The organism is Maritimibacter sp. (assembly GCF_016774595.1).
GTDB lineage: Bacteria > Pseudomonadota > Alphaproteobacteria > Rhodobacterales > Rhodobacteraceae > Maritimibacter > Maritimibacter alkaliphilus.
The window spans coordinates 251,514-269,128 of the sequence record NZ_JACBWT010000001.1 but is presented as its reverse complement, the minus strand read 5'-3'; the positions used below and the strand labels follow the sequence as shown (position 1 = coordinate 269,128).

18 protein-coding genes are annotated in these 17,615 nt (G+C 66.4%); 12 read left to right on the top strand and 6 right to left on the bottom strand.

Annotation, left to right across the window (positions count from 1 at the left end):
* Positions 1–11 precede the first annotated feature (11 nt).
* From secD to HOY44_RS01340, 10 genes are all read left to right on the top strand, one after another.
* Entirely contained in the window at positions 12–1,679 is a 1,668-nt protein-coding gene (gene secD / locus HOY44_RS01385) for a protein translocase subunit SecD (protein WP_008328020.1), read from the top strand.
* A 1-nt stretch (position 1,680) separates the two neighbouring features.
* The gene (gene secF, locus HOY44_RS01380) at positions 1,681–2,649 is read left to right on the top strand and encodes a protein translocase subunit SecF (protein WP_008328021.1); all 969 of its coding nucleotides are present in this window, start codon (positions 1,681–1,683) and stop codon (positions 2,647–2,649) included.
* 1 nt (position 2,650) lies between these two features.
* Entirely contained in the window at positions 2,651–3,394 is a 744-nt protein-coding gene (locus tag HOY44_RS01375) for a TSUP family transporter (protein WP_287432604.1), read from the top strand.
* A gap of 101 nt (positions 3,395–3,495) precedes the next feature.
* A complete protein-coding gene (locus HOY44_RS01370) occupies positions 3,496–3,849 on the top strand; it encodes an Mth938-like domain-containing protein (protein ID WP_287432602.1) in 354 nt (117 codons plus the stop codon).
* Positions 3,849–4,472 (top strand): heme ABC exporter ATP-binding protein CcmA, encoded by a 624-nt coding sequence (gene ccmA / locus HOY44_RS01365; protein ID WP_287432600.1) that lies wholly within the window; start codon positions 3,849–3,851, stop codon positions 4,470–4,472. The genes HOY44_RS01370 and ccmA overlap by 1 nt, the downstream gene beginning before the upstream one ends.
* Positions 4,469–5,125 (top strand): heme exporter protein CcmB, encoded by a 657-nt coding sequence (gene ccmB / locus HOY44_RS01360; protein ID WP_138422916.1) that lies wholly within the window; start codon positions 4,469–4,471, stop codon positions 5,123–5,125. The genes ccmA and ccmB overlap by 4 nt, the downstream gene beginning before the upstream one ends.
* Positions 5,126–5,177: 52 nt before the next feature.
* Positions 5,178–5,951 carry a heme ABC transporter permease gene (locus HOY44_RS01355; protein WP_008328033.1) on the top strand — a complete coding sequence of 258 codons (774 nt, stop codon included), beginning with the start codon at positions 5,178–5,180 and terminating at the stop codon, positions 5,949–5,951.
* The gene (ccmD, locus tag HOY44_RS01350) at positions 5,944–6,096 is read left to right on the top strand and encodes a heme exporter protein CcmD (protein WP_008328034.1); all 153 of its coding nucleotides are present in this window, start codon (positions 5,944–5,946) and stop codon (positions 6,094–6,096) included. Before HOY44_RS01355 ends, ccmD begins: the two co-directional genes overlap by 8 nt.
* A 1-nt stretch (position 6,097) precedes the next feature.
* Positions 6,098–6,619 (top strand): DsbE family thiol:disulfide interchange protein, encoded by a 522-nt coding sequence (locus HOY44_RS01345; protein WP_287432597.1) that lies wholly within the window; start codon positions 6,098–6,100, stop codon positions 6,617–6,619.
* 176 nt (positions 6,620–6,795) lie between these two features.
* Positions 6,796–7,647, top strand: a complete 852-nt coding sequence (locus tag HOY44_RS01340) for an SMP-30/gluconolactonase/LRE family protein (protein WP_287432595.1) — start codon at positions 6,796–6,798, stop codon at positions 7,645–7,647.
* Positions 7,648–7,753: 106 nt separating this feature from the next.
* On the opposite strand, the gene trpE is transcribed toward HOY44_RS01340, so the two are convergent.
* From trpE to HOY44_RS01315, 5 genes are all read right to left on the bottom strand, one after another.
* A complete protein-coding gene (trpE, locus tag HOY44_RS01335) occupies positions 7,754–9,262 on the bottom strand; it encodes an anthranilate synthase component I (protein WP_287432594.1) in 1,509 nt (502 codons plus the stop codon).
* An 8-nt stretch (positions 9,263–9,270) separates the two neighbouring features.
* Positions 9,271–11,112: a peptidyl-prolyl cis-trans isomerase gene (locus tag HOY44_RS01330; protein WP_287432593.1), complete on the bottom strand. Its 1,842-nt coding sequence runs from the start codon at positions 11,110–11,112 to the stop codon at positions 9,271–9,273.
* Positions 11,113–11,338: 226 nt separating this feature from the next.
* Positions 11,339–12,508, bottom strand: coding sequence for an aminotransferase (locus tag HOY44_RS01325; RefSeq protein ID WP_287432591.1), 1,170 nt, complete (start codon positions 12,506–12,508; stop codon positions 11,339–11,341).
* A complete protein-coding gene (trpD, locus tag HOY44_RS01320; protein WP_008328045.1) occupies positions 12,505–13,524 on the bottom strand; it encodes an anthranilate phosphoribosyltransferase in 1,020 nt (339 codons plus the stop codon). The genes HOY44_RS01325 and trpD overlap by 4 nt, the downstream gene beginning before the upstream one ends.
* Positions 13,521–14,102 (bottom strand): anthranilate synthase component II, encoded by a 582-nt coding sequence (locus tag HOY44_RS01315; protein WP_287432589.1) that lies wholly within the window; start codon positions 14,100–14,102, stop codon positions 13,521–13,523. The genes trpD and HOY44_RS01315 overlap by 4 nt, the downstream gene beginning before the upstream one ends.
* Before the next feature lie 131 nt (positions 14,103–14,233).
* Here HOY44_RS01315 and HOY44_RS01310 point away from each other — a divergent pair, with 131 nt between their 5' ends.
* Positions 14,234–15,631 carry a divergent polysaccharide deacetylase family protein gene (locus HOY44_RS01310; protein WP_287432588.1) on the top strand — a complete coding sequence of 466 codons (1,398 nt, stop codon included), beginning with the start codon at positions 14,234–14,236 and terminating at the stop codon, positions 15,629–15,631.
* A gap of 171 nt (positions 15,632–15,802) precedes the next feature.
* Here HOY44_RS01310 and HOY44_RS01305 read toward each other — a convergent pair whose 3' ends face one another.
* Complete coding sequence (locus HOY44_RS01305; RefSeq protein WP_287432587.1) at positions 15,803–17,089, bottom strand: O-acetylhomoserine aminocarboxypropyltransferase/cysteine synthase family protein; 1,287 nt, start codon at positions 17,087–17,089, stop codon at positions 15,803–15,805.
* Positions 17,090–17,200: 111 nt separating this feature from the next.
* Between HOY44_RS01305 and HOY44_RS01300 the strand changes: the two genes are divergently transcribed.
* Positions 17,201–17,614 carry a VOC family protein gene (locus HOY44_RS01300; RefSeq protein ID WP_287432586.1) on the top strand — a complete coding sequence of 138 codons (414 nt, stop codon included), beginning with the start codon at positions 17,201–17,203 and terminating at the stop codon, positions 17,612–17,614.
* The last annotated feature ends 1 nt before the right edge of the window (position 17,615 follow it).

Sequence of the window (17,615 nt, the reverse complement as noted above, 5' to 3'; positions counted from 1 at the left end):
GCAGGGGCCAGATGCTGAATATCTCCATCTTCAAGCGGGTCGTCATCATCCTCGTGGTGGTGACGGGGCTGGCCTATGCCATGCCGAACCTGTTCTATCCGCGGGTCGAGACCCATAACGACGCGGTCACGGCGATCGAACAGGCGGGCGGCGAAGCGACGCCGGAACTCGCCGCAGATCGCAGCGCCTGGCCGGGTTGGCTGCCGTCGAACCTCGTCAATCTCGGTCTGGACCTTCGGGGCGGGGCGCATCTCTTGGCCGAAGTGCAGGTCGAAGACGTCTACAAGCAGCGGATGGATTCGATCTGGCAGGAGGTGTTCCCGGTCCTGCGCGACGCGCGCGACATCGTGGGCACTATCCGCCGGGTGCCGACCGAGGACGGGACGCTTCGGGTCAAGATCGGGGATACGACGCATATCGACGATGCCGCCCAGCTCGTGCGCGCGCTGGCGACGCCGGTCGTGACGATCACCGGCACCGGGTCGACCAACTTCACGGTCGATGTCGAGGGCGACGAGATCGTCGTGGCCCTGTCCGAGGCCGAGAAACTGGCCACTGACGACCGCACCATCCAGCAATCGCTTGAGATCATTCGCCGCCGGGTCGACGAGGTCGGCACCCGCGAGCCGACGATCCAGCGGCAGGGCGAGGATCGCATCCTCATTCAGGTGCCGGGTCTGGGGTCCGCCGATGAGCTCAAGGCGCTGATCGGCACCACCGCGCAGCTCACCTTCCAGCCGGTCGTCAGCCGCACGACGAACCCCGATCAGGCTCCGGGGCCGAACAACGTGCTTTATCCGTCGGTGGACGAAGAGGGCGTTTACTACGTGCTCGAAGACGTGCCGGTCGTGACCGGCGAAGACCTCGTCGATGCACAGCCGAGTTTCGACACCAACGGGCGGCCCGCCGTCAACTTCCGGTTCAATCCGCATGGCGCGCGCCTGTTCGGGGACTATACCGCCGAGAACGTGGGCAGCCCCTTCGCCATCGTGCTGGACAGCGAGGTCATTTCGGCCCCGCGCATCAACGAACACATTCCGGGCGGCTCCGGCATCATCACCGGGAATTTCACGGTCGAGGAATCGACCAATCTTGCCGTGCTCCTGCGCGCCGGCGCCTTGCCCGCCGAGATGACGTTCCTCGAAGAACGGACCATCGGGCCGGAACTGGGCGCCGACAGCATCGCGGCGGGTGAGATCGCCTCGCTCGTCGCGTTCGCGGGTGTCCTCGTCTTCATGGCGCTGAGTTACGGCTGGTTCGGCATGATCGCCAACGTGGCGCTCATCCTGAACGTCGCCATGCTCTTCGGCCTGCTCTCCGCCATCGGCGCGACGCTGACGTTGCCCGGCATCGCCGGGATCGTGCTGACCATCGGTATGGCGGTCGACGCGAACGTGCTGGTGTTCGAGCGGATCCGCGAGGAGCTTAAGAACAAACGCGGGCCTGCGCGTGCCATCGACCTCGGGTATGAAAAGGCGCTGTCGGCCATCATCGACGCCAACATCACCACGTTCCTGACCGCGGGCATCCTGTTCATCATGGGCTCCGGTCCGGTTCGCGGCTTCGCCGTCACCCTTGGCCTCGGCCTGATTACATCGGTCTTCACCGCGATCTTCGTGACGCGCCTGATGGTCGTGATCTGGTTCGAACGCCGTCGTCCGAAAACGCTGGAGGTCTGAGATGCGTTTGTCTCTGGTTCCGAAGGAAACGAATGTCGATTTCTTCTCGCGCTCGTGGCTCTCGCTCGGGCTGTCCGGCGCGCTCATGGTCATATCCATCGTGGCCTTTCTGGTCTTCGGTCTGAACTTCGGCATCGATTTCCGGGGCGGCACGTCGATCCGCACGCAAAGCACCGAGGCCGTCGATGTCGGCGCCTATCGCGACGCCATCGCTCCGCTGGGGCTTGGCGATGTTGCGATTTCCGAGGTGTTCGATCCGTCTTTCGGGCCGGACGAGAACGTCGCGATGGTGCGTATCCAGTCGCAGGACGGGGACGAGGCGATTTCGGTCGAGACCATTCAGGCGGTCGAAGACGCGCTGACGGCCTACGACCCGAACATCACTTTCCCCAGCGTGGAAAGCGTGGGGCCGAAGGTGTCGGGCGAGTTGATCTGGACCGCCATCGAAGCGGTGGCCGCCGCTATGGCGACGGTGCTGATCTATATCTGGCTCAGGTTCGAATGGCAGTTCTCGCTGGGCGCGGTCGCCGCGCTCATCCATGACGTGACGCTGACCATCGGGGTGTTTTCGCTGTTCCAGATCCAGTTCGGCCTGCCGATCATCGCGGCCCTGCTGACCATCGTCGGCTATTCGCTGAACGATACGGTGGTCGTCTTCGACCGGGTGCGCGAGAATCTGCGGCGCTTCAAGAAGCTCGACCTGAAGGAAGTACTGAACCTGTCGATCAACGAAACCCTGAGCCGGACGATGATGACCTCGGTCACCACGCTGATCGCACTGATCGCGCTTTTCGTGCTGGGCGGCGACGTGATCCGCAACTTCGTCTTCGCGATGATCTGGGGCGTCGTGGTCGGCACCTATTCCTCGGTCTTCGTGGCCTCGGCCATCCTGCTCCGCCTAGGGGTAAAGCGGGACTGGACCAAGCCCGACGCCGAAGCGGGCACGCAGTTCGGCAACTCCGAGACCTGAGGTGATCGAACAGGCGCTGGCCACACCGGGTCTCGTGTGGCTGGCGGTGACATTCGTGTTCGCGGGTGTCGTGCGCGGGTTCTCGGGCTTCGGCACGGCGCTGATCTTCATGCCTGTGGGCGCGATCTTCCTTCCGGTGTCGACCGCGATCGTCGTCGTGACGATCACGGGCGTCGTGACCTGGGTGCTGATCGTGCCGCGTGCGTTTCGCGAGGCGGACAAGGGCGAAGTCGGCGTTCTGGCCCTTGCAGCCGTGGCGGCCGCGCCCCTCGGCGTCTGGATGCTGACATGGCTCGACCGCGAGGTCTTGCGCTGGACCGTCGCGGTGGTGGCGACCGTGACGCTTGCGGCGCTCGTTTCCGGCTGGCGGTTCGGCGGGCGGGTGCGCTGGCCCGGTCTGGGCGCCATCGGCGCGGCCGCCGGTGTGCTGGGTGGCACCACGGGGCTGACCGGGCCGCCGGTGATCCTGTTTTATCTCGCCGGCCCCTCAGGCGCGGCCAAGGTGCGCGCCAATACGATCCTGTTTCTCGCCTGTCTCGATATCGGCATCATCGTGAACCTGCTGGCGCGTGGGCTGGTCGGCTGGGCCGAGGTCACGCTGGCCACGGTGCTGGCGGTGCCCTATGCGCTCGGCATCGCGCTTGGGCAATGGGCGTTCCGCCCCGAGGCCGAGCGCGGGTTTCGCGCCGTCGCCTATGGTGTGATCGGGCTGGCCATCGTCACCGGCCTGCCGCTCTTCGACTGATCGGGCGTTTTTCAGCGGTGCGCGCAGGGTTCGGGGCATCGGTTTCCGCGTCGCCTGCGGTGGGTCTTTTCCCGGCTGCGCGAACGGGTTAGGAAACGGCCATGCAGATGCACGAAATCACATATGGTCAGGCCATGCCGGTCGAAAGCTACGGGCCGGGGTTCTTCCGGGTCGCGGGCGACGTGATCCGGGGGCCGATGCTGGCCACGGGAAAGCGCGCGGTGAGCTGGGGCGGGTTGGACGATGTCGACGCGCTCATCGCGCTCGCCGCCGATGTCGACGTGCTGTTTCTGGGCATGGGGCCGGAGATGGCCTTCGCGCCCAAGGACATGCAAAGCGCCCTCGAGGCCGCCGGGATTGGGGTCGAGGCGATGGCCACCCCGGCCGCCTGCCGGACCTACAACATCACGCTGTCCGAAGGCCGACGCGTGGCGCTTGCGGTGTTGCCCGTCTGATGGAGCTCGTCGTCCGCGACCTCACGGTGGCGCGCGGTGGCGTGCCGGTGCTGGAGGGGCTGGGCTTCACGCTCGGGGCGGGCGAGGTGCTGGTCCTGCGTGGGCCGAACGGGTCGGGCAAGACCACGCTTCTACGCACACTGGCCGGATTGCAGCCCGCCGTGGCCGGTGAGGTCAGCCTGCCGCCCGAAGCGATTGCCTATGGCGCCCATGCGGATGGGTTGAAGGCACAGCTTTCGGTGGCCGAGAACCTTGCCTTCTGGGCCAGCGTCTATGCCACCGGCGATATCGAGGACGCGCTGACCCGGATGAACCTTCTGGGGCTGCGCGACCGGCCTGCCGCGAACCTGTCTGCGGGGCAGAAACGGCGGCTGGGTCTGGCGCGGCTTCTCGTCACCGGGCGGCCGATCTGGCTTCTGGATGAACCCACGGTGTCGCTCGACACCGCCTCGGTCGCGCTCTTCGCGACCTGCGTGCGTGAGCATGTTGCGGGCGGTGGGGCGGCCCTGATCGCGACCCACATCGACCTTGGGCTCGAAGCCGGGATTTTCGACGTGACGCCGTTCAAGGCCGATCCGACCCGCGCGGCGGAACCCGGTTCGTTCGACGAGGCGTTCCTGTGATCGCGCTTCTCATCCGCGATCTGCGCCTGTCGGTGCGGGCCGGGGGCGGTTTCGGCCTTGGGCTTGCGTTCTTCCTGATCGTCACGGTGCTCGTCCCCTTCGGCGTGGGGCCGGAGGCCGAGATCCTCGGGCGGATCGCGCCGGGTATCCTGTGGGTCGGCGCCCTGCTGGCCTGCCTTCTGTCGCTCGACCGCATCTTCCAGCTTGATTTCGAGGACGGATCGCTCGACCTGCTCGCCACCGCGCCGCTCCCGATGGAGGGGGCGGTGGTGATGAAGGCGGTCGCGCACTGGCTGGTGACGGGTCTGCCCCTCACGCTGGCCGCGCCTGTTTTCGGCGGGCTGATGTCGATGCCCGAGGGCGGGGCGTGGTGGATGTTCGTCACGCTTCTGATCGGCACGCCCGCACTCAGCATGATCGGGGCGTTCGGCGCGGCGCTGACCGTGGGGCTGAAACGGGGCGGGTTGCTCCTGTCGCTGCTCGTCCTGCCGCTTTACGTGCCCACGCTGATCTTCGGGGCCGAGGCGGCGGCGCGCGGGATCGGAGGCTTCGACGCCTCGACGCCGCTTCTGATGGTCGCGGGGATCACGGCGGGGAGCATCGCGCTCCTCCCTTTCGCGGCGGCTGCGGCATTGCGTATCAATCTGCGGTGAGGGACACGGGTTTTTCTTGCCCGATTGGCCCATGACACATAGGACAATTCGCATGGATAACGTGCGCACGAAACAGGCGAGAGACGGGTGGAACTGGCTTTGGGCCTGGGCCAACCCGGTCAAGTTCATGGCCCTGTCCGGCAAGGCGCTGCCTTGGGTGATCGGGCTGACGATCCTCACGCTGGCGGTCGGGCTGATCTGGGGCTTTTTCTTCACGCCCGAGGCGGTGAATTTCGGCTCGTCGGTCAAGATCATCTACGTCCACGTGCCAAGCGCGATGATGGCGATCAACATCTGGGTGATGATGCTTGTGGCCTCGCTCATCTGGCTCATCCGCCGCCATCATGTCAGCGCGCTGGCCGCCAAGGCCGCCGCCCTCGTGGGCGTCGTCATGACGATCATCGCGCTTCTCACCGGGGCGATCTGGGGCGAGCCGATGTGGGGCACCTACTGGGCGTGGGATCCGCGCCTGACCTCGTTCCTCGTGCTGTTCCTGTTCTACCTCGGCTACATGGCGCTTTGGGCCGCGATCGAAGACCCGGACACCGCCGCCGACCTGACCAGCGTTCTGGCTATCGTGGGCAGCGTCTTCGCGCTTCTCAGCCGATATGCGGTGAACTTCTGGAATCAGGGCCTGCATCAGGGGGCGTCCCTGTCGCTCGACAAGGAAGAGAACGTCTCGGACGTCTACTGGCAGCCGCTGGTGATCTGCCTGACGGGCTTTGTTCTGTTGTTTATCGCGCTTCTCTTGGTGCGCACACGGACCGAGGTGCGCAAGCGGCGCATTCACGCGCTGGAGATGCGGGAGAGGATGTCGGATGCCTGATCTGGGAAAATACGCGGGCGCGATCCTGACCTCATGGGCCGCGACGATCCTGCTCGTGGCGCTGGTCATCGCGGTCAGCTGGTGGCAGTCCGCACGCGTGAAAAAGAAGCTCGAAGCCGCCGAGGCGCGGCGCAAGGGAGCCTGACATGAAACCCCTCATGATCCTGCCGCCGGTGGTCTTCGCCGGGCTGGCGCTGATGTTCTACTTCGGCATGAACCGGGGCGACGATCAGTTGGCATCCACCCGCGAAGGCGGGCCGGTGCCCGCGCTGACGGTGGCCGAGTTCCCCGGTGAGCCCGGCTTCACGGTGGAAGAGCTGGCCGATGGCGAGGTGAAGCTGGTGAACTTCTGGGCCAGTTGGTGCGCGCCGTGCCGGGCCGAGCACGAATACCTCATGGCCTTCGCCGAGGAAGGCATCCCGATCTATGGCATCAACTACAAGGACGAGCCCGTGAACGGGCGCAAGTTTCTGGATGACCTAGGCAATCCCTTTACTGCGGTCGTATCGGACGAAAGCGGGCGCACCGGGATCGACTGGGGCCTTTACGGTGTGCCGGAAACCTTCGTGGTCGATGGCGACGGCGTGATCGTCAAACGCTTCGCCGGGCCGATCACCGGGGCGATCCCCGACACGGTCATCCGACCCGCGATCGACGCCGCGCGCTAAGCTTCGCCGGACGACCCGGCGGCGGGCTGTCTGCCGCCTCCAATCCTCCTTCAGGGGTGTTCCCGCGCCGTGGTCCGCCCGGTGACGGAGGCGGATTGCCGCCGTCTATATCTGATATTGGTAGGCAGGCGCCCGCGATGGGCGCAGCGTGAGCGCGGAGATCACGGGAGGATTCCATGAAGTATGTCATTGCAACCATCGGTATCGGATGCGCGGGCGCGGCCATGGCCGCGAGCCACGGGGGCGGCTGGACGCTCGAGGGGTTCGAAACGCCCGAGTCGGCCTATTACGAGGCCGGGTCGGACCAGATCGTCGTGTCGAACATCGCGACCTTCGGGCCGGACGGGCAGATGGACGGGTATCTGTCGCTGGTCACGCCGGACGGTGAAATGAAGCAGAAGGACTGGGTCACGGGGCTGATGGACCCCAAGGGCATGGCCTCGATGGACGGCAAGCTCTACGTCGCGGATGCGATGGGGCTGCATGTCGTGGATATCGCGAGCGGGACGGTGGACGAGACCATCACGCTCGAAGGTGCGATGTTTCCCAACGATGTGGCGATCGGGCCGGATGGCGCGGTCTATGTCACCGATATGTTCGGCGGGGCGGTGTTTCGCGTGATGGACGGAAGCGCCGAAGCCTTCGTTCCCGCAGGCTCCTTGGACTTGCCCAACGGGATCTGGGCGCAGGAGGACCGGCTGGTCGTCGGTTCGATGGGGAAGGAATGGCTGATGGATCAGGGCCGGATCGAGGGGAAGGGGCAGCTTTACGCCGTGACCTACGACAGCGCCGACGTCACCACGCTGCCGGGCGCCGAGGAAACCGGGGCCATCGACGGGATCGTGGAGATCGGCGGCAAGCTGATCTATTCGGACAACCCGACGGGCGAGATCGTCGCCTATGACGGGGCGGGGCTGGAAACGCTGACCACGACCGAGACCGGGGCGGGCGACATCGGCATGATGGGCCAGATGGTGCTGGTGCCGTTCTTGCAGGGCGGCAAGATCATGGCGGTGCCTGTGGAGTGAGTTTTCGACCGGGCTTGCGCCCGGTCGACCCGCTGGAGGGGGCTGCCTGCCCCCTCCAGACCTCCCCCGGGGATATTTCGGGACCGGAAAGACGGGGCGGGCGGTGTCAGCTGTTGCCGCCGCGGGTGAACAGGCCGGCCTCGGCAGCCGCGCGGGCGATGGCTTTGGACTTGTTCACGGTTTCCTGAAACTCGGCTTCCGGGTCGCTGTCGTAGACCACGCCGCCGCCGGATTGGATATAGAGCTTGCGGTCCTTCAGGACGGCGGTGCGCAGCGCGATGCACATATCCATGTCGCCCATCGCCGAGAAATAGCCCACGCCGCCGCCGTAGACGCCGCGCTTTTCCGGCTCGAGCTCGTCGATGATTTCCATCGCGCGCACTTTCGGCGCGCCGGAGACGGTGCCCGCGGGCATCCCGGCAAGGAAGGCCGAGAGCGCATCGTGGTCTTCGCTGAGTTCGCCCACCACGTTCGAGACGATGTGCATGACGTGGCTGTAGCGTTCAACGATGAATTCCTCGGTCGGGCGCACGGTGCCGATCTTGGCGACCCGGCCCACGTCGTTGCGCCCCAGATCGAGCAGCATGAGGTGTTCGGCCAGTTCCTTTTGATCGGCGAGCAGGTCTTCCTCCAGCGCCTTGTCCTCTTCCGGGGTGGCGCCGCGGGGCCGGGTGCCTGCGATCGGACGGATCGTCACCTCGCGCCCGAACACGCGGACGAGGATTTCCGGGCTGGCGCCGATGACCTGAAAGCCGCCGAAGTTGAAGAAGAACATGAAGGGCGAGGGGTTCATGCGGCGAAGCGAGCGGTAGAGCGCGAAGGGGGGCAGGGGGAAATCCTGCGTCCAGCGTTGCGAGGGGACGACCTGAAAGATGTCGCCTGCGCGGATGTATTCCTTGGCCGTTTCGACCGCCGCGAGGTATTCGTCATGGGCGAAGTTCGACACAGGCTCGCCGATGTCGGCGGTCTCGCCCAGATCGTGGGTCGTCGCGGGTTGGCGTTCGAGGTCGCGCAGCGCGTCCTGCACCCGCTCGGCGGCTTGCGCATAGGCGGCGCGGGCCGACAGGCCCGACGATTGGAACACGGGCGAGACGAGGATCACCTCGCCCTTCACACCGTCCAGAACCGCCACGACCGAGGGGCGAATCATCACCGCATCGGGCAGGCCGATGGGGTCGGGGTTCACGTTCGGCAGGTGCTCGACCAGCCGGATCATGTCGTAGCCCAAATAGCCGAAGAGGCCCGCCGAGGCGGCGGGCAGGTCGTCGGGCAAGTCGATCTTGCTTTCGGCCAGCACGGCGCGCAGCGAAGTCAGGGGATCGTCGGCCACGTCCTGAAACGCGTCGGGGTCGAAGCGGGCCTGACGGTTGATCCGGGCCTTGGTCCCGTCGCACTGCCACACGAGGTCCGGCTTCATCCCGATGATCGAATAGCGCCCGCGCACTTCGCCGCCCGTCACCGATTCCAGCATGAAGCTGTCGGTGCGTGCCTCGGTCAGCTTCAGCATGAGCGAGACGGGGGTGTCGAGGTCGGCGGCGAGGCGGGTATAGACGATCTGGTTCGCGCCAGCGTTCCAGCCAGCCTCGAAGGCGTCGAAGGACGGGATCAGGGCCATCGGTCAGCTCACGGGAAGTTGGCGTGGACGGCGTTTATCATCGCCTGATCCAGCGTGACGCCCGCATCCGCTTCCAGTGCGGCGGCGAAGGCATCCTGCACGTCGGCGGCGATCTGTTGCGACACGCGGGCACCGAAGGTGGTCTTGATTTCCTGTGCCTCGGCGCTGTCCTGATCGGGCGCGTTGACGTCGGTGAGGCCGAGGACCACGACCTGACCATCGCCCGAGACGACCTGCCACGTGCCTTCTTCCATCTCGAAGGCGGTTTCGATCATCGTGGACGGCGTGCCCTGAATGAAGCTGGTGCGCGCGATGTCCTCTTCCAGCACCTCGGTCAGTCCGACGGTGGAGGGGGCTTCGGCGCCGCTTTCGAATTGCGGGATCAGGGCTTCGGCGCGGGCGACCAGCGCCTCGGTCAGCGTCTGCGCTTCCCAGCCCGCCACGACCGCGTCGCGCACCTCGTCGAGCGGCTGGAGCGCGGGCGGCGTGATCTCGTCGAGCCGCAGCGCGAAGACCGAGCCGTCTTCCAGTTCCGTGACCTCGGGGAAGTCGCTTTCGCTGGCCTCGGAGGCCGCTTCGCGGAACGGGGCGTAGGCGGCGATGCCGTCCTGGTTCCCGTCGAAATAGCCGATGGTGTCGACGGTGATGAGGTCATCGTCCGCGAGTTCCTCGAGCGTCGCGCCCCCGGCCATCATCTCGTCGATCTCGGTCGCGCGGGTGCGCACGAGGCGGCGCGCGGCATCGGCCGCATATTCCTCGAACAGCTGATCGCGCACCTCTTCGAAGCTGGTTTCCTGCGCAGAAAGGATCGCGTTCATACGGAACAGGGCGGGGCCGAGGTCGGTTTCGATGGGGCCGACGACGCCGGGCTCTTCGAGCGCGAAAATCGGCTCGCCCGCCTGACCGAGGGCGCGGCGGGTCACGTCGCCCATATCCACGTCGGACAGCGAAAGGCCACGCGCCTGAACCTCCTGGTCGAAGGTCGTCTCGCCCGCTTCGATCCGGTCCGCGGCGGCCTGGGCCTCATCCGCCGAGCCGAACACGAGGCGTTCGACGAGGCGGCGTTCGGGCACTTGAAATTCGTCGATGCGCTGGTCGTAGAGGGCCTGAAGCTGGGTGTCGTCCATCGGAATCTCGTCCAGCACGTCCTCGGGCTTGAGCCAGCCATAGGTGATCTGGCGGGTTTCCGGCGTGGTGAAATCGTCCGGGTTCGCCTCGTAATAGGCTTCGAGATCGGCCTCGGTCGGTTCCGGCAGCGGCTCTTCGAGCGCCGAGCGGGTCACCGGGGCCCATGTGAAGTCGCGGGTTTCGCGCGCCCAGCCGAACAGCGTGTCGGTATAGACATCGGGCATTTCCAGATCGCTGGTTACGGCGCCGGCAAGGATGGTGCGCGCCACTTCGAGCCGCAGCGTCTCTTCGAACTCGCGGGCGGTCAGGCCGGATTGTTCGAGGACGAAGTCGTAGGTGTCGCGGTCGAATTGGCCGTTCGGGCCTTGGAACGCCGGAATCTCGGTCACGCGGGAGGCGAGGTTCTGATCGCCCACCGACAGCCCCAGACGGTCGGTTTCGTTCTCGACCGCCGTGATCGCGATCACGCGCGACAGAACGCGCTGGTCGAGACCGATTTCCTGCGCCTCGGCCATGGTGAGGTTCTGGCCGGTCTGCTGCTGCCAGCCCTGAAATTCGGCGTTGAGTTCGCGGAAGTAGGCGGAGGCGTCGATTTCGGTGTCGCCGACCTTGCCGATCGACTGTCCTGAACCGCCGAAATTGACCGAGCCGAAGCCGATCAGTCCGACCATGACGAGCGCCATGATGATCCAGACGAAAAAGCGCGAAATGTTCGAGAACATGCCCGTTTGCCTCCGGTTGGGTCAGTGGGTTGTAACGGTGCGATTGGGGAATGCCAACAGGGGTTTTGGGCGTTTGGAGGGCCGTGCGGAATCGGGCGGGCCGGCGCCCGCGCAGGATTTGCGCCGCCCCGGCTTTCGCCGGGCCGTCGCGGTGGAACGCGGCCGGGGGCCGCGTCCGGAGGGCCAGCCCTCCGGACCTCCCGAGGTATTTGGAGACCGAAGAAGATCAGGACAGGGTTGCGAGGCGATCCATCAGGGTCGCGATCCCGGTGGTGTCGATATTCGCGAAGGCGATGCGCAGGTGCGCGGCGCCAGACGGGTCGCCTTCGGGCGTGAACATCGAGCCGGGGAGGGCGAGGACGGCGATGTCGTCGACCATACGGCGGGCGAGGGTGCCGCTGGGCTCTTTGAACGGGTGGCGGACATAGGCGAAATAGGCGCCCGCGCCGGAGAGGTGCCAGTCCGGCAGTTTAGCAAAGCCTTCTTCGATCGCGCCACGTCGTGCGAGGATTTCCGCACGTTCGCCGGCGAGCCACTGGTCGAGGTTCATCAGGCCCCAGAGGGCGGCGTGCTGGCCGAGCTGGCTGGGGCAGATCGCGACCGTGTCGAGGAATTTCTCGACCGAGACGAGGCGTTCTGGGCTGGCCACGAGCGCGCCGACGCGGTGTCCGGTCAGGCGGTAGGCCTTGGAAAAGGAGTAGAGCTGGATCAGCGTGTCCGACCATGCCGGGTCGGAGAAGAGGTCGTGCGGCGCGGAGGGGCGGCTGTCGAAGTCACGGTAGGTTTCATCGAGGATCAGGGCCAGGCCGTTGGTGCGGGCGAGGTCGGCGAAGGCGTGGACGAGGTCGGCCGGATACTCGACCCCCGCCGGGTTGTTCGGCGTGACCAGCACGATGGCGCGGGTGCGGTCGGTGAGGCGCGCCTCGGCCTCGGCCACGGTGGGGAGAAGCTCGTCGCCCGTCGGCAGCGGCACGGTCCGCACGCCGGACAGGGAGAGCCACATCTGATGATTGAAATACCACGGGGTCGGCAGGATCACCTCGTCGCCGGGGCCGGCGAGGGTCGAAAGGGCCGCGCAGAACGCCTGATTGCAGCCCTGCGTGATCGCTACGTTGCCGGGTGTGATCGGGCCGCCGTAGGCCTGCGAAAAGCGGGCGGCGAGGGCCTCGCGCAGGGCGGGCAGGCCCAGCACGGGGCCGTAGACATGGGCTGCGGGCAGGGTGAGGGCCACATCCGCCATCGCTTCGCGCAGGGCGAGGGGCGGCGGGTCGACGGGGGCGGCCTGACTGACGTTCAGGAGCGGCAGATCAGGCGAAAACGTCTTGCCCGCAATCCATCGCTTCGCCTCGACCACCGGCGAGGGGCGGGTCGCGGCCATGTTCGGGTTCAGGATCATGCGGCTTTCTGGGTGACGGCGGCGAGGGCTTCGATCTTTGCCTTGGCGGCACCGGAATCGATGGACTCGCGTGCGATTTCAACGCCTTCCGGCAGGTTCGCCGCCTTGTCCGCGACCACGAGGCCTGCGGCGGCGTTCAGAAGCACCGCGTCGCGATAGGCCCCTTCGGCCCCGGACAGAAGTGCCGCGAAGGCCTTGCCGTTCTCTTCGGGCGTGCCGCCGAGGATGTCTTCGAACGGGTGAACGGAAAGGCCCGCGTCTTCGGGATGCACCTCGCGTTCGGTGATCGTGCCGTCTTCGAGGGCGGCGAGCCAGGACACGCCCGCGATGGACAGCTCATCAGTGCCGTCGCCGCCGTGGACGAGCCACGCCTTCTCGGAGCCCAGCGTTTGCAGCACTTCGGCCATCGGACGGATCATCGCCTTGGAAAACGCGCCTGTCAGCTGCCGGGTGACGCCCGCCGGATTGGTGAGCGGGCCCAGAATGTTGAACATGGTGCGGGTGCCAAGCTCGGCGCGGATCGGGCCGACATGGGCCATGGCCGGGTGGTGCAGGGGGGCCATCATGAAAGCGATGCCGGTTTCGGCCAGCGCCGCCTCGACCACCTTGGGGCCGACCATGACGTTCACGCCCATCGCGCCGAGCGCGTCGGCGGACCCGGATTTCGACGACAGGTTGCGGTTTCCGTGCTTGGCTACTGGCACGCCCGCGCCCGCGACCACGAAGGCGGTGGCGGTCGAGATGTTCAGCGTGCCCTTGCCGTCGCCCCCGGTGCCGACGATGTCGATGGCGCCTTCGGGCGCGCGCACCTTGTTCATCTTGGCGCGCATCACGGCGGCGGCGGCGGCGTATTCGTCGACGGTTTCGCCGCGCGTGCGCATGGCCATCAGAAGCCCGCCGATCTGGCCCGGCGTCGCCTCGCCCGTCATGATGATGTTGAAGGCCGCCTCGGCCTCGTCACGGGTCAGGGCACGCTCGGCGGCGGCCCCGATCAACGGCTTGATCGCATCGCTCATGCAGGGACTTTCACGGAATTCAGGAAGGTGCGGATCATGGCGTGGCCATGTTCGGACCGGATGCTTTCGGGGTGGAACTGGACGCCTTCGATGGGCAGGCTCTTGTGGCGCAGGCCCATGATGGTGCCGTCTTCGAGCCACGCGGTGATTTCAAGGCTGTCGGGAAGGCTGTCGCGTTCCACGACGAGCGAGTGATAGCGTGTGCCCTTGAGGGGCGAGGGCAGGCCGGAAAAGACGCCCGCGCCCTCGTGATGGATTTCGCCCAGCTTGCCGTGCACGATCTCGGAGTGGCGCACGACCTTGCCGCCGAAGGCCTGACCGATGGTCTGGTGGCCAAGGCAGACGCCCATCAGCGGCAGCTTCGCCTCGGCGGCGGCCAGCGTGAGCGGCAGACAGATACCCGCCTGATCCGGGTCGCAGGGGCCGGGCGACAGGATGATCGCCTCGGGGCGCATCGCCATCGCCTCCTGCACGTTCACCGCGTCGTTGCGCACGACTTTGATCTCGGCACCCAATTCGCCGAAGTAATGGACGAGGTTGTAGGTGAAGCTGTCGTAATTATCGATGAGCAGGATCATGGGCTTGCCTTGGGGCTTTCACTGAAGCTTGGTCGCGGTATACATGGTCAGAGCCGGGCGCGGGGGTCAAGGGCGGCCGGGCGCAAGACGGATCGCACGGCTTCGGATCGTGCGCGAGACTGGAGGCAGAATTGGCGAACGGAATGGTTTCGGGGGTGTTTGCCGGCGTGGTCGTGGCGGCGGTTGGCGTTGCGACGGCGGCACTGGTGATCGAGCCGGTCGAGATGGGTGAACCGGGGCCGGTCGCCGAAGCGCCGGTCGCCAGCGAGACGCCTGAGCCTGTCGAACCTGACGAGAGCGCACCCGACGGGCAGGAGCCTGAGGCGGAAACTGCCGATGCGACCGAGACGGAGTCTGCGACGCCTGCGGTCACGGCCAGTAGTGAGACGCAGGCGCCGGAAGCGGACCCGATCATGGTCGAACCCACTCCGCGACCCAGCGAAGAAGAGATGGAGCGGGACGAGGCGGCGGCGGAAGCCGAGCCTGCCATGGACCCCGAGCCGATGGTCGAGGCCGAGCCGGAGACCGTGAGCGAGGCCGCACCTGACCCTGCGGTGCCGGACGCGCCGGACGAAGATCTGGCCGAGGCCCCCGAAGCCGATGCGCCGGAGGCGACGGACACCGAGGTGGCGCAACTGCCCATGGTGGTCGCGCCGTCCAACCCGACCGAGCCTGACGTGGCGATGCCGGAGACCGGCAACGACACCGTGCGCGCCGAAGGGGCGAGCGTGTTCGACCCGCCGCCGCTGGAAGACGACACGCTCGAAGAACCCGCGCCCTCCGGGCCGGTCGTGACCGGCCGCCTACCCACCATCGGGGAAAGCGCCGCCGACGAGGCCGCCGTCGATGCCGGGCCGCAACCCGCGATCCGGCGCAATGCGGTGCCTTATGACGGGATCGCGGAACTGCCTGAAATGGCGGTGCTTCTGATGGATATGGGACCGGGGCGCGCGGACGTGGGCGACCTTGCCGTCATGCCGTTCCCGATGTCGGTCGCCGTCGATGCCTCGTCCCCCGACGCGGCTGAGGCGATTGCGTTCTACCGGGCCAACGGGGCCGAGGTGGTGCTGATCGTGCCGCTGCCCGAACTTGCCACCGCGATGGACGTGGACGTGACCTTTCAGGCCTACGATCCGCTGATGACCGACATCGTCGCGGTGATGTTCCCGCCCGAGGCCGGGTTTCAGGGGTTGGGCGACGCCGCCGCGCAGGTGGTGACGAACCTCGACGAACGGGGCCTTGGCCTCGTCACCTATCCCGAGGGGCTGAACACCGGCCACAAGGTCGCGGTGAGCGAGGACGTGCCGGCGGGCCAGATCTTCCGCGATCTCGACGGGGACGGGCAGGCCGGTGACGTGATGCGCCGGTTTCTGGACAACGTGGCATTCCGGGCGCGCAACGACGAAGGCGTGATCGCCGTGGCGCGGGTGCGGCCCGAGTCGATCCAGGCGCTCTTGGAATGGTCACTGGGCAACCGGGCGCAATCGGTGAACTTCGCCCCGGTCTCGGCGGTTCTGCTGGACGAGTGAGTGTCGTCTGAAGGAGTGCGCTGACGCGCACGCATTTTCAGTTTGCGTTCAAGCCACGCGAGGCTTCGGGGGCTGTCTGCCCCCGAGCCCCCGAGGATATTTCGAGACCGGAAAGACGTTTTGCGTGATAGGTTAAGAGGCGCGCCCAAGGGTCTGGGCGCGCTTGGTTTTTCACAGGGCGGCGAGGGCCTGATCGAGGTCGGCGATGATGTCGTCGGCGTCTTCGATCCCGATGGACAGACGCACCACGTTGTTACCGGCCCCTGCCGCCTCGCGCTGCTCGTCGGTCAGCTGGCGGTGGGTGGTCGACGCCGAGTGGATGATGAGCGAACGGGTGTCGCCAAGGTTCGCCACGTGGCTGAAAAGCTTGAGGTTCGACACCAGTTTCACGCAATCCTCGTAACCGCCCTTGAGCGCCACGGTGAACAGCGCCCCGGTGCCGCGCGGGAAGATGCGCTTGCCGACCTCATGCGCGGGCGAGGATTTCAGGCCCGCGTAGTTCACTTTGTCGACCTTGTCGTGCGCTTCGAGCCATTCGGCCACCTTCTGCGCGTTCTCGACATGCTTGCGCATCCTGAGCGACAGGGTTTCGATGCCCATCAGGGTGTAATGCGCGGCCTGCGGGTTCATCGTCATGCCCAGATCGCGCAGACCGATGGCGATGGAGTGGAAGGTGAAGGCCATCGCGCCCAGAGCGCCGTGGAAATTCACGCCGTGATAGGCCGGTTCGGGTTCCGAGAGCGACGGGAACTTGCCGGAGGCCGACCAGTCGAACTTGCCCGAATCCACGATGGCACCGCCGGTCACCGTGCCGTTGCCGGTGAGGTATTTCGTGGTCGAATGCACCACCAGCGTCGCGCCGTGGTCGATGGGGCGGCACAGATAGGGCGTGGCCGAGGTGTTGTCGACGACCAGCGGCAGGCCGGCCTTGTCGGCCACCTTCGCCACGGCCTCCAGATCGATGGGGTAGCCCACCGGGTTCGCCAGCGATTCGCAAAAGATCGCGCGGGTGTCGTCGTCGATGGCGGCCTCGATCGCCGCCGGATCGTCGAAATCGACGAAGGTGCAGGACCAGCCGAAGCGTTTGAACACTTGCGTGAACTGCGTGTAGGTGCCGCCATAAAGGCGCGTCGAGGCCACGATGTTCTTTCCCGGCGCCATGAGTGGGTAGAGCGCCATGATCTGCGCCGCGTGACCCGACGAGGTGCAGACCCCGCCCGCGCCGCCTTCGAGCGCCACGATCCGGTCGGCAAGCGCACCGACGGTGGGGTTCGTGAGGCGGGAATAGATGTAGCCGACTTCTTCGAGGTTGAAGAGCCGCGCGGCATGGTCGGCGTCTTTGAACACGTAGGATGTGGTCTGGTAGATCGGCACCTGCCGTGCGCCGGTGGCCGGGTCCGGGGCGGTGCCCGCGTGGACCTGAAGCGTGTCGAATCCGTTCATCTGTGCGTCTGACATAATGTCCTCCCGTAACTGTCCGCGACGACGCTACGGGGATTTTCCCCATCCATCAATTGCGCTAAGCCGTTGGGCAGACACATTCAATTCGCGCAATCCGAGGAGGGGCTCATGCTCACACCGTTTCATCTGGCGATCCATGTCACCGATCTGGAGGACGCGCGGGGGTTCTATGGCGGAGTTCTGGGCTGCACTGAGGGGCGCTCGACCGAGACATGGGTCGATTTCGATTTCTTCGGCCATCAGTTGAGCCTTCATCGCGGCACACCCTTCGCGACGACGAACACCGGGAAGGTGGGCGAGCACATGGTGCCGATGCCGCATCTGGGCCTCGTGCTGGCACTGGACGACTGGCGCGCGCTGGCGGACCGGCTCGAGGCGGCGGGCACCAATTGGATCATCCCGCCGTCGGTGCGGTTCGAGGGTGAGCCGGGCGAACAGTGGACGATGTTCTTCCGCGATCCGGCCGGGAACCCCATCGAGATCAAGGGATATGCCGACATGGCCGGGGTTTTCGCGACCTGAC

Bases quoted from the DNA above. Each gene is read 5' to 3' on its own strand.
- secD (WP_008328020.1), top strand. From the start codon at position 12: ATGCTGAATATCTCCATCTTCAAGCGGGTCGTCATCATCCTCGTGGTG.
- secF (WP_008328021.1), top strand. From the start codon at position 1,681: ATGCGTTTGTCTCTGGTTCCGAAGGAAACGAATGTCGATTTCTTCTCG.
- HOY44_RS01370 (WP_287432602.1), top strand. From the start codon at position 3,496: ATGCAGATGCACGAAATCACATATGGTCAGGCCATGCCGGTCGAAAGC.
- ccmA (WP_287432600.1), top strand. From the start codon at position 3,849: ATGGAGCTCGTCGTCCGCGACCTCACGGTGGCGCGCGGTGGCGTGCCG.
- HOY44_RS01355 (WP_008328033.1), top strand. From the start codon at position 5,178: ATGGATAACGTGCGCACGAAACAGGCGAGAGACGGGTGGAACTGGCTT.
- ccmD (WP_008328034.1), top strand. From the start codon at position 5,944: ATGCCTGATCTGGGAAAATACGCGGGCGCGATCCTGACCTCATGGGCC.
- HOY44_RS01345 (WP_287432597.1), top strand. From the start codon at position 6,098: ATGAAACCCCTCATGATCCTGCCGCCGGTGGTCTTCGCCGGGCTGGCG.
- HOY44_RS01340 (WP_287432595.1), top strand. From the start codon at position 6,796: ATGAAGTATGTCATTGCAACCATCGGTATCGGATGCGCGGGCGCGGCC.
- trpE (WP_287432594.1), bottom strand. From the start codon at position 9,262: ATGGCCCTGATCCCGTCCTTCGACGCCTTCGAGGCTGGCTGGAACGCT.
- HOY44_RS01330 (WP_287432593.1), bottom strand. From the start codon at position 11,112: ATGTTCTCGAACATTTCGCGCTTTTTCGTCTGGATCATCATGGCGCTC.
- HOY44_RS01325 (WP_287432591.1), bottom strand. From the start codon at position 12,508: ATGATCCTGAACCCGAACATGGCCGCGACCCGCCCCTCGCCGGTGGTC.
- trpD (WP_008328045.1), bottom strand. From the start codon at position 13,524: ATGAGCGATGCGATCAAGCCGTTGATCGGGGCCGCCGCCGAGCGTGCC.
- HOY44_RS01315 (WP_287432589.1), bottom strand. From the start codon at position 14,102: ATGATCCTGCTCATCGATAATTACGACAGCTTCACCTACAACCTCGTC.
- HOY44_RS01305 (WP_287432587.1), bottom strand. From the start codon at position 17,089: ATGTCAGACGCACAGATGAACGGATTCGACACGCTTCAGGTCCACGCG.
- HOY44_RS01300 (WP_287432586.1), top strand. From the start codon at position 17,201: ATGCTCACACCGTTTCATCTGGCGATCCATGTCACCGATCTGGAGGAC.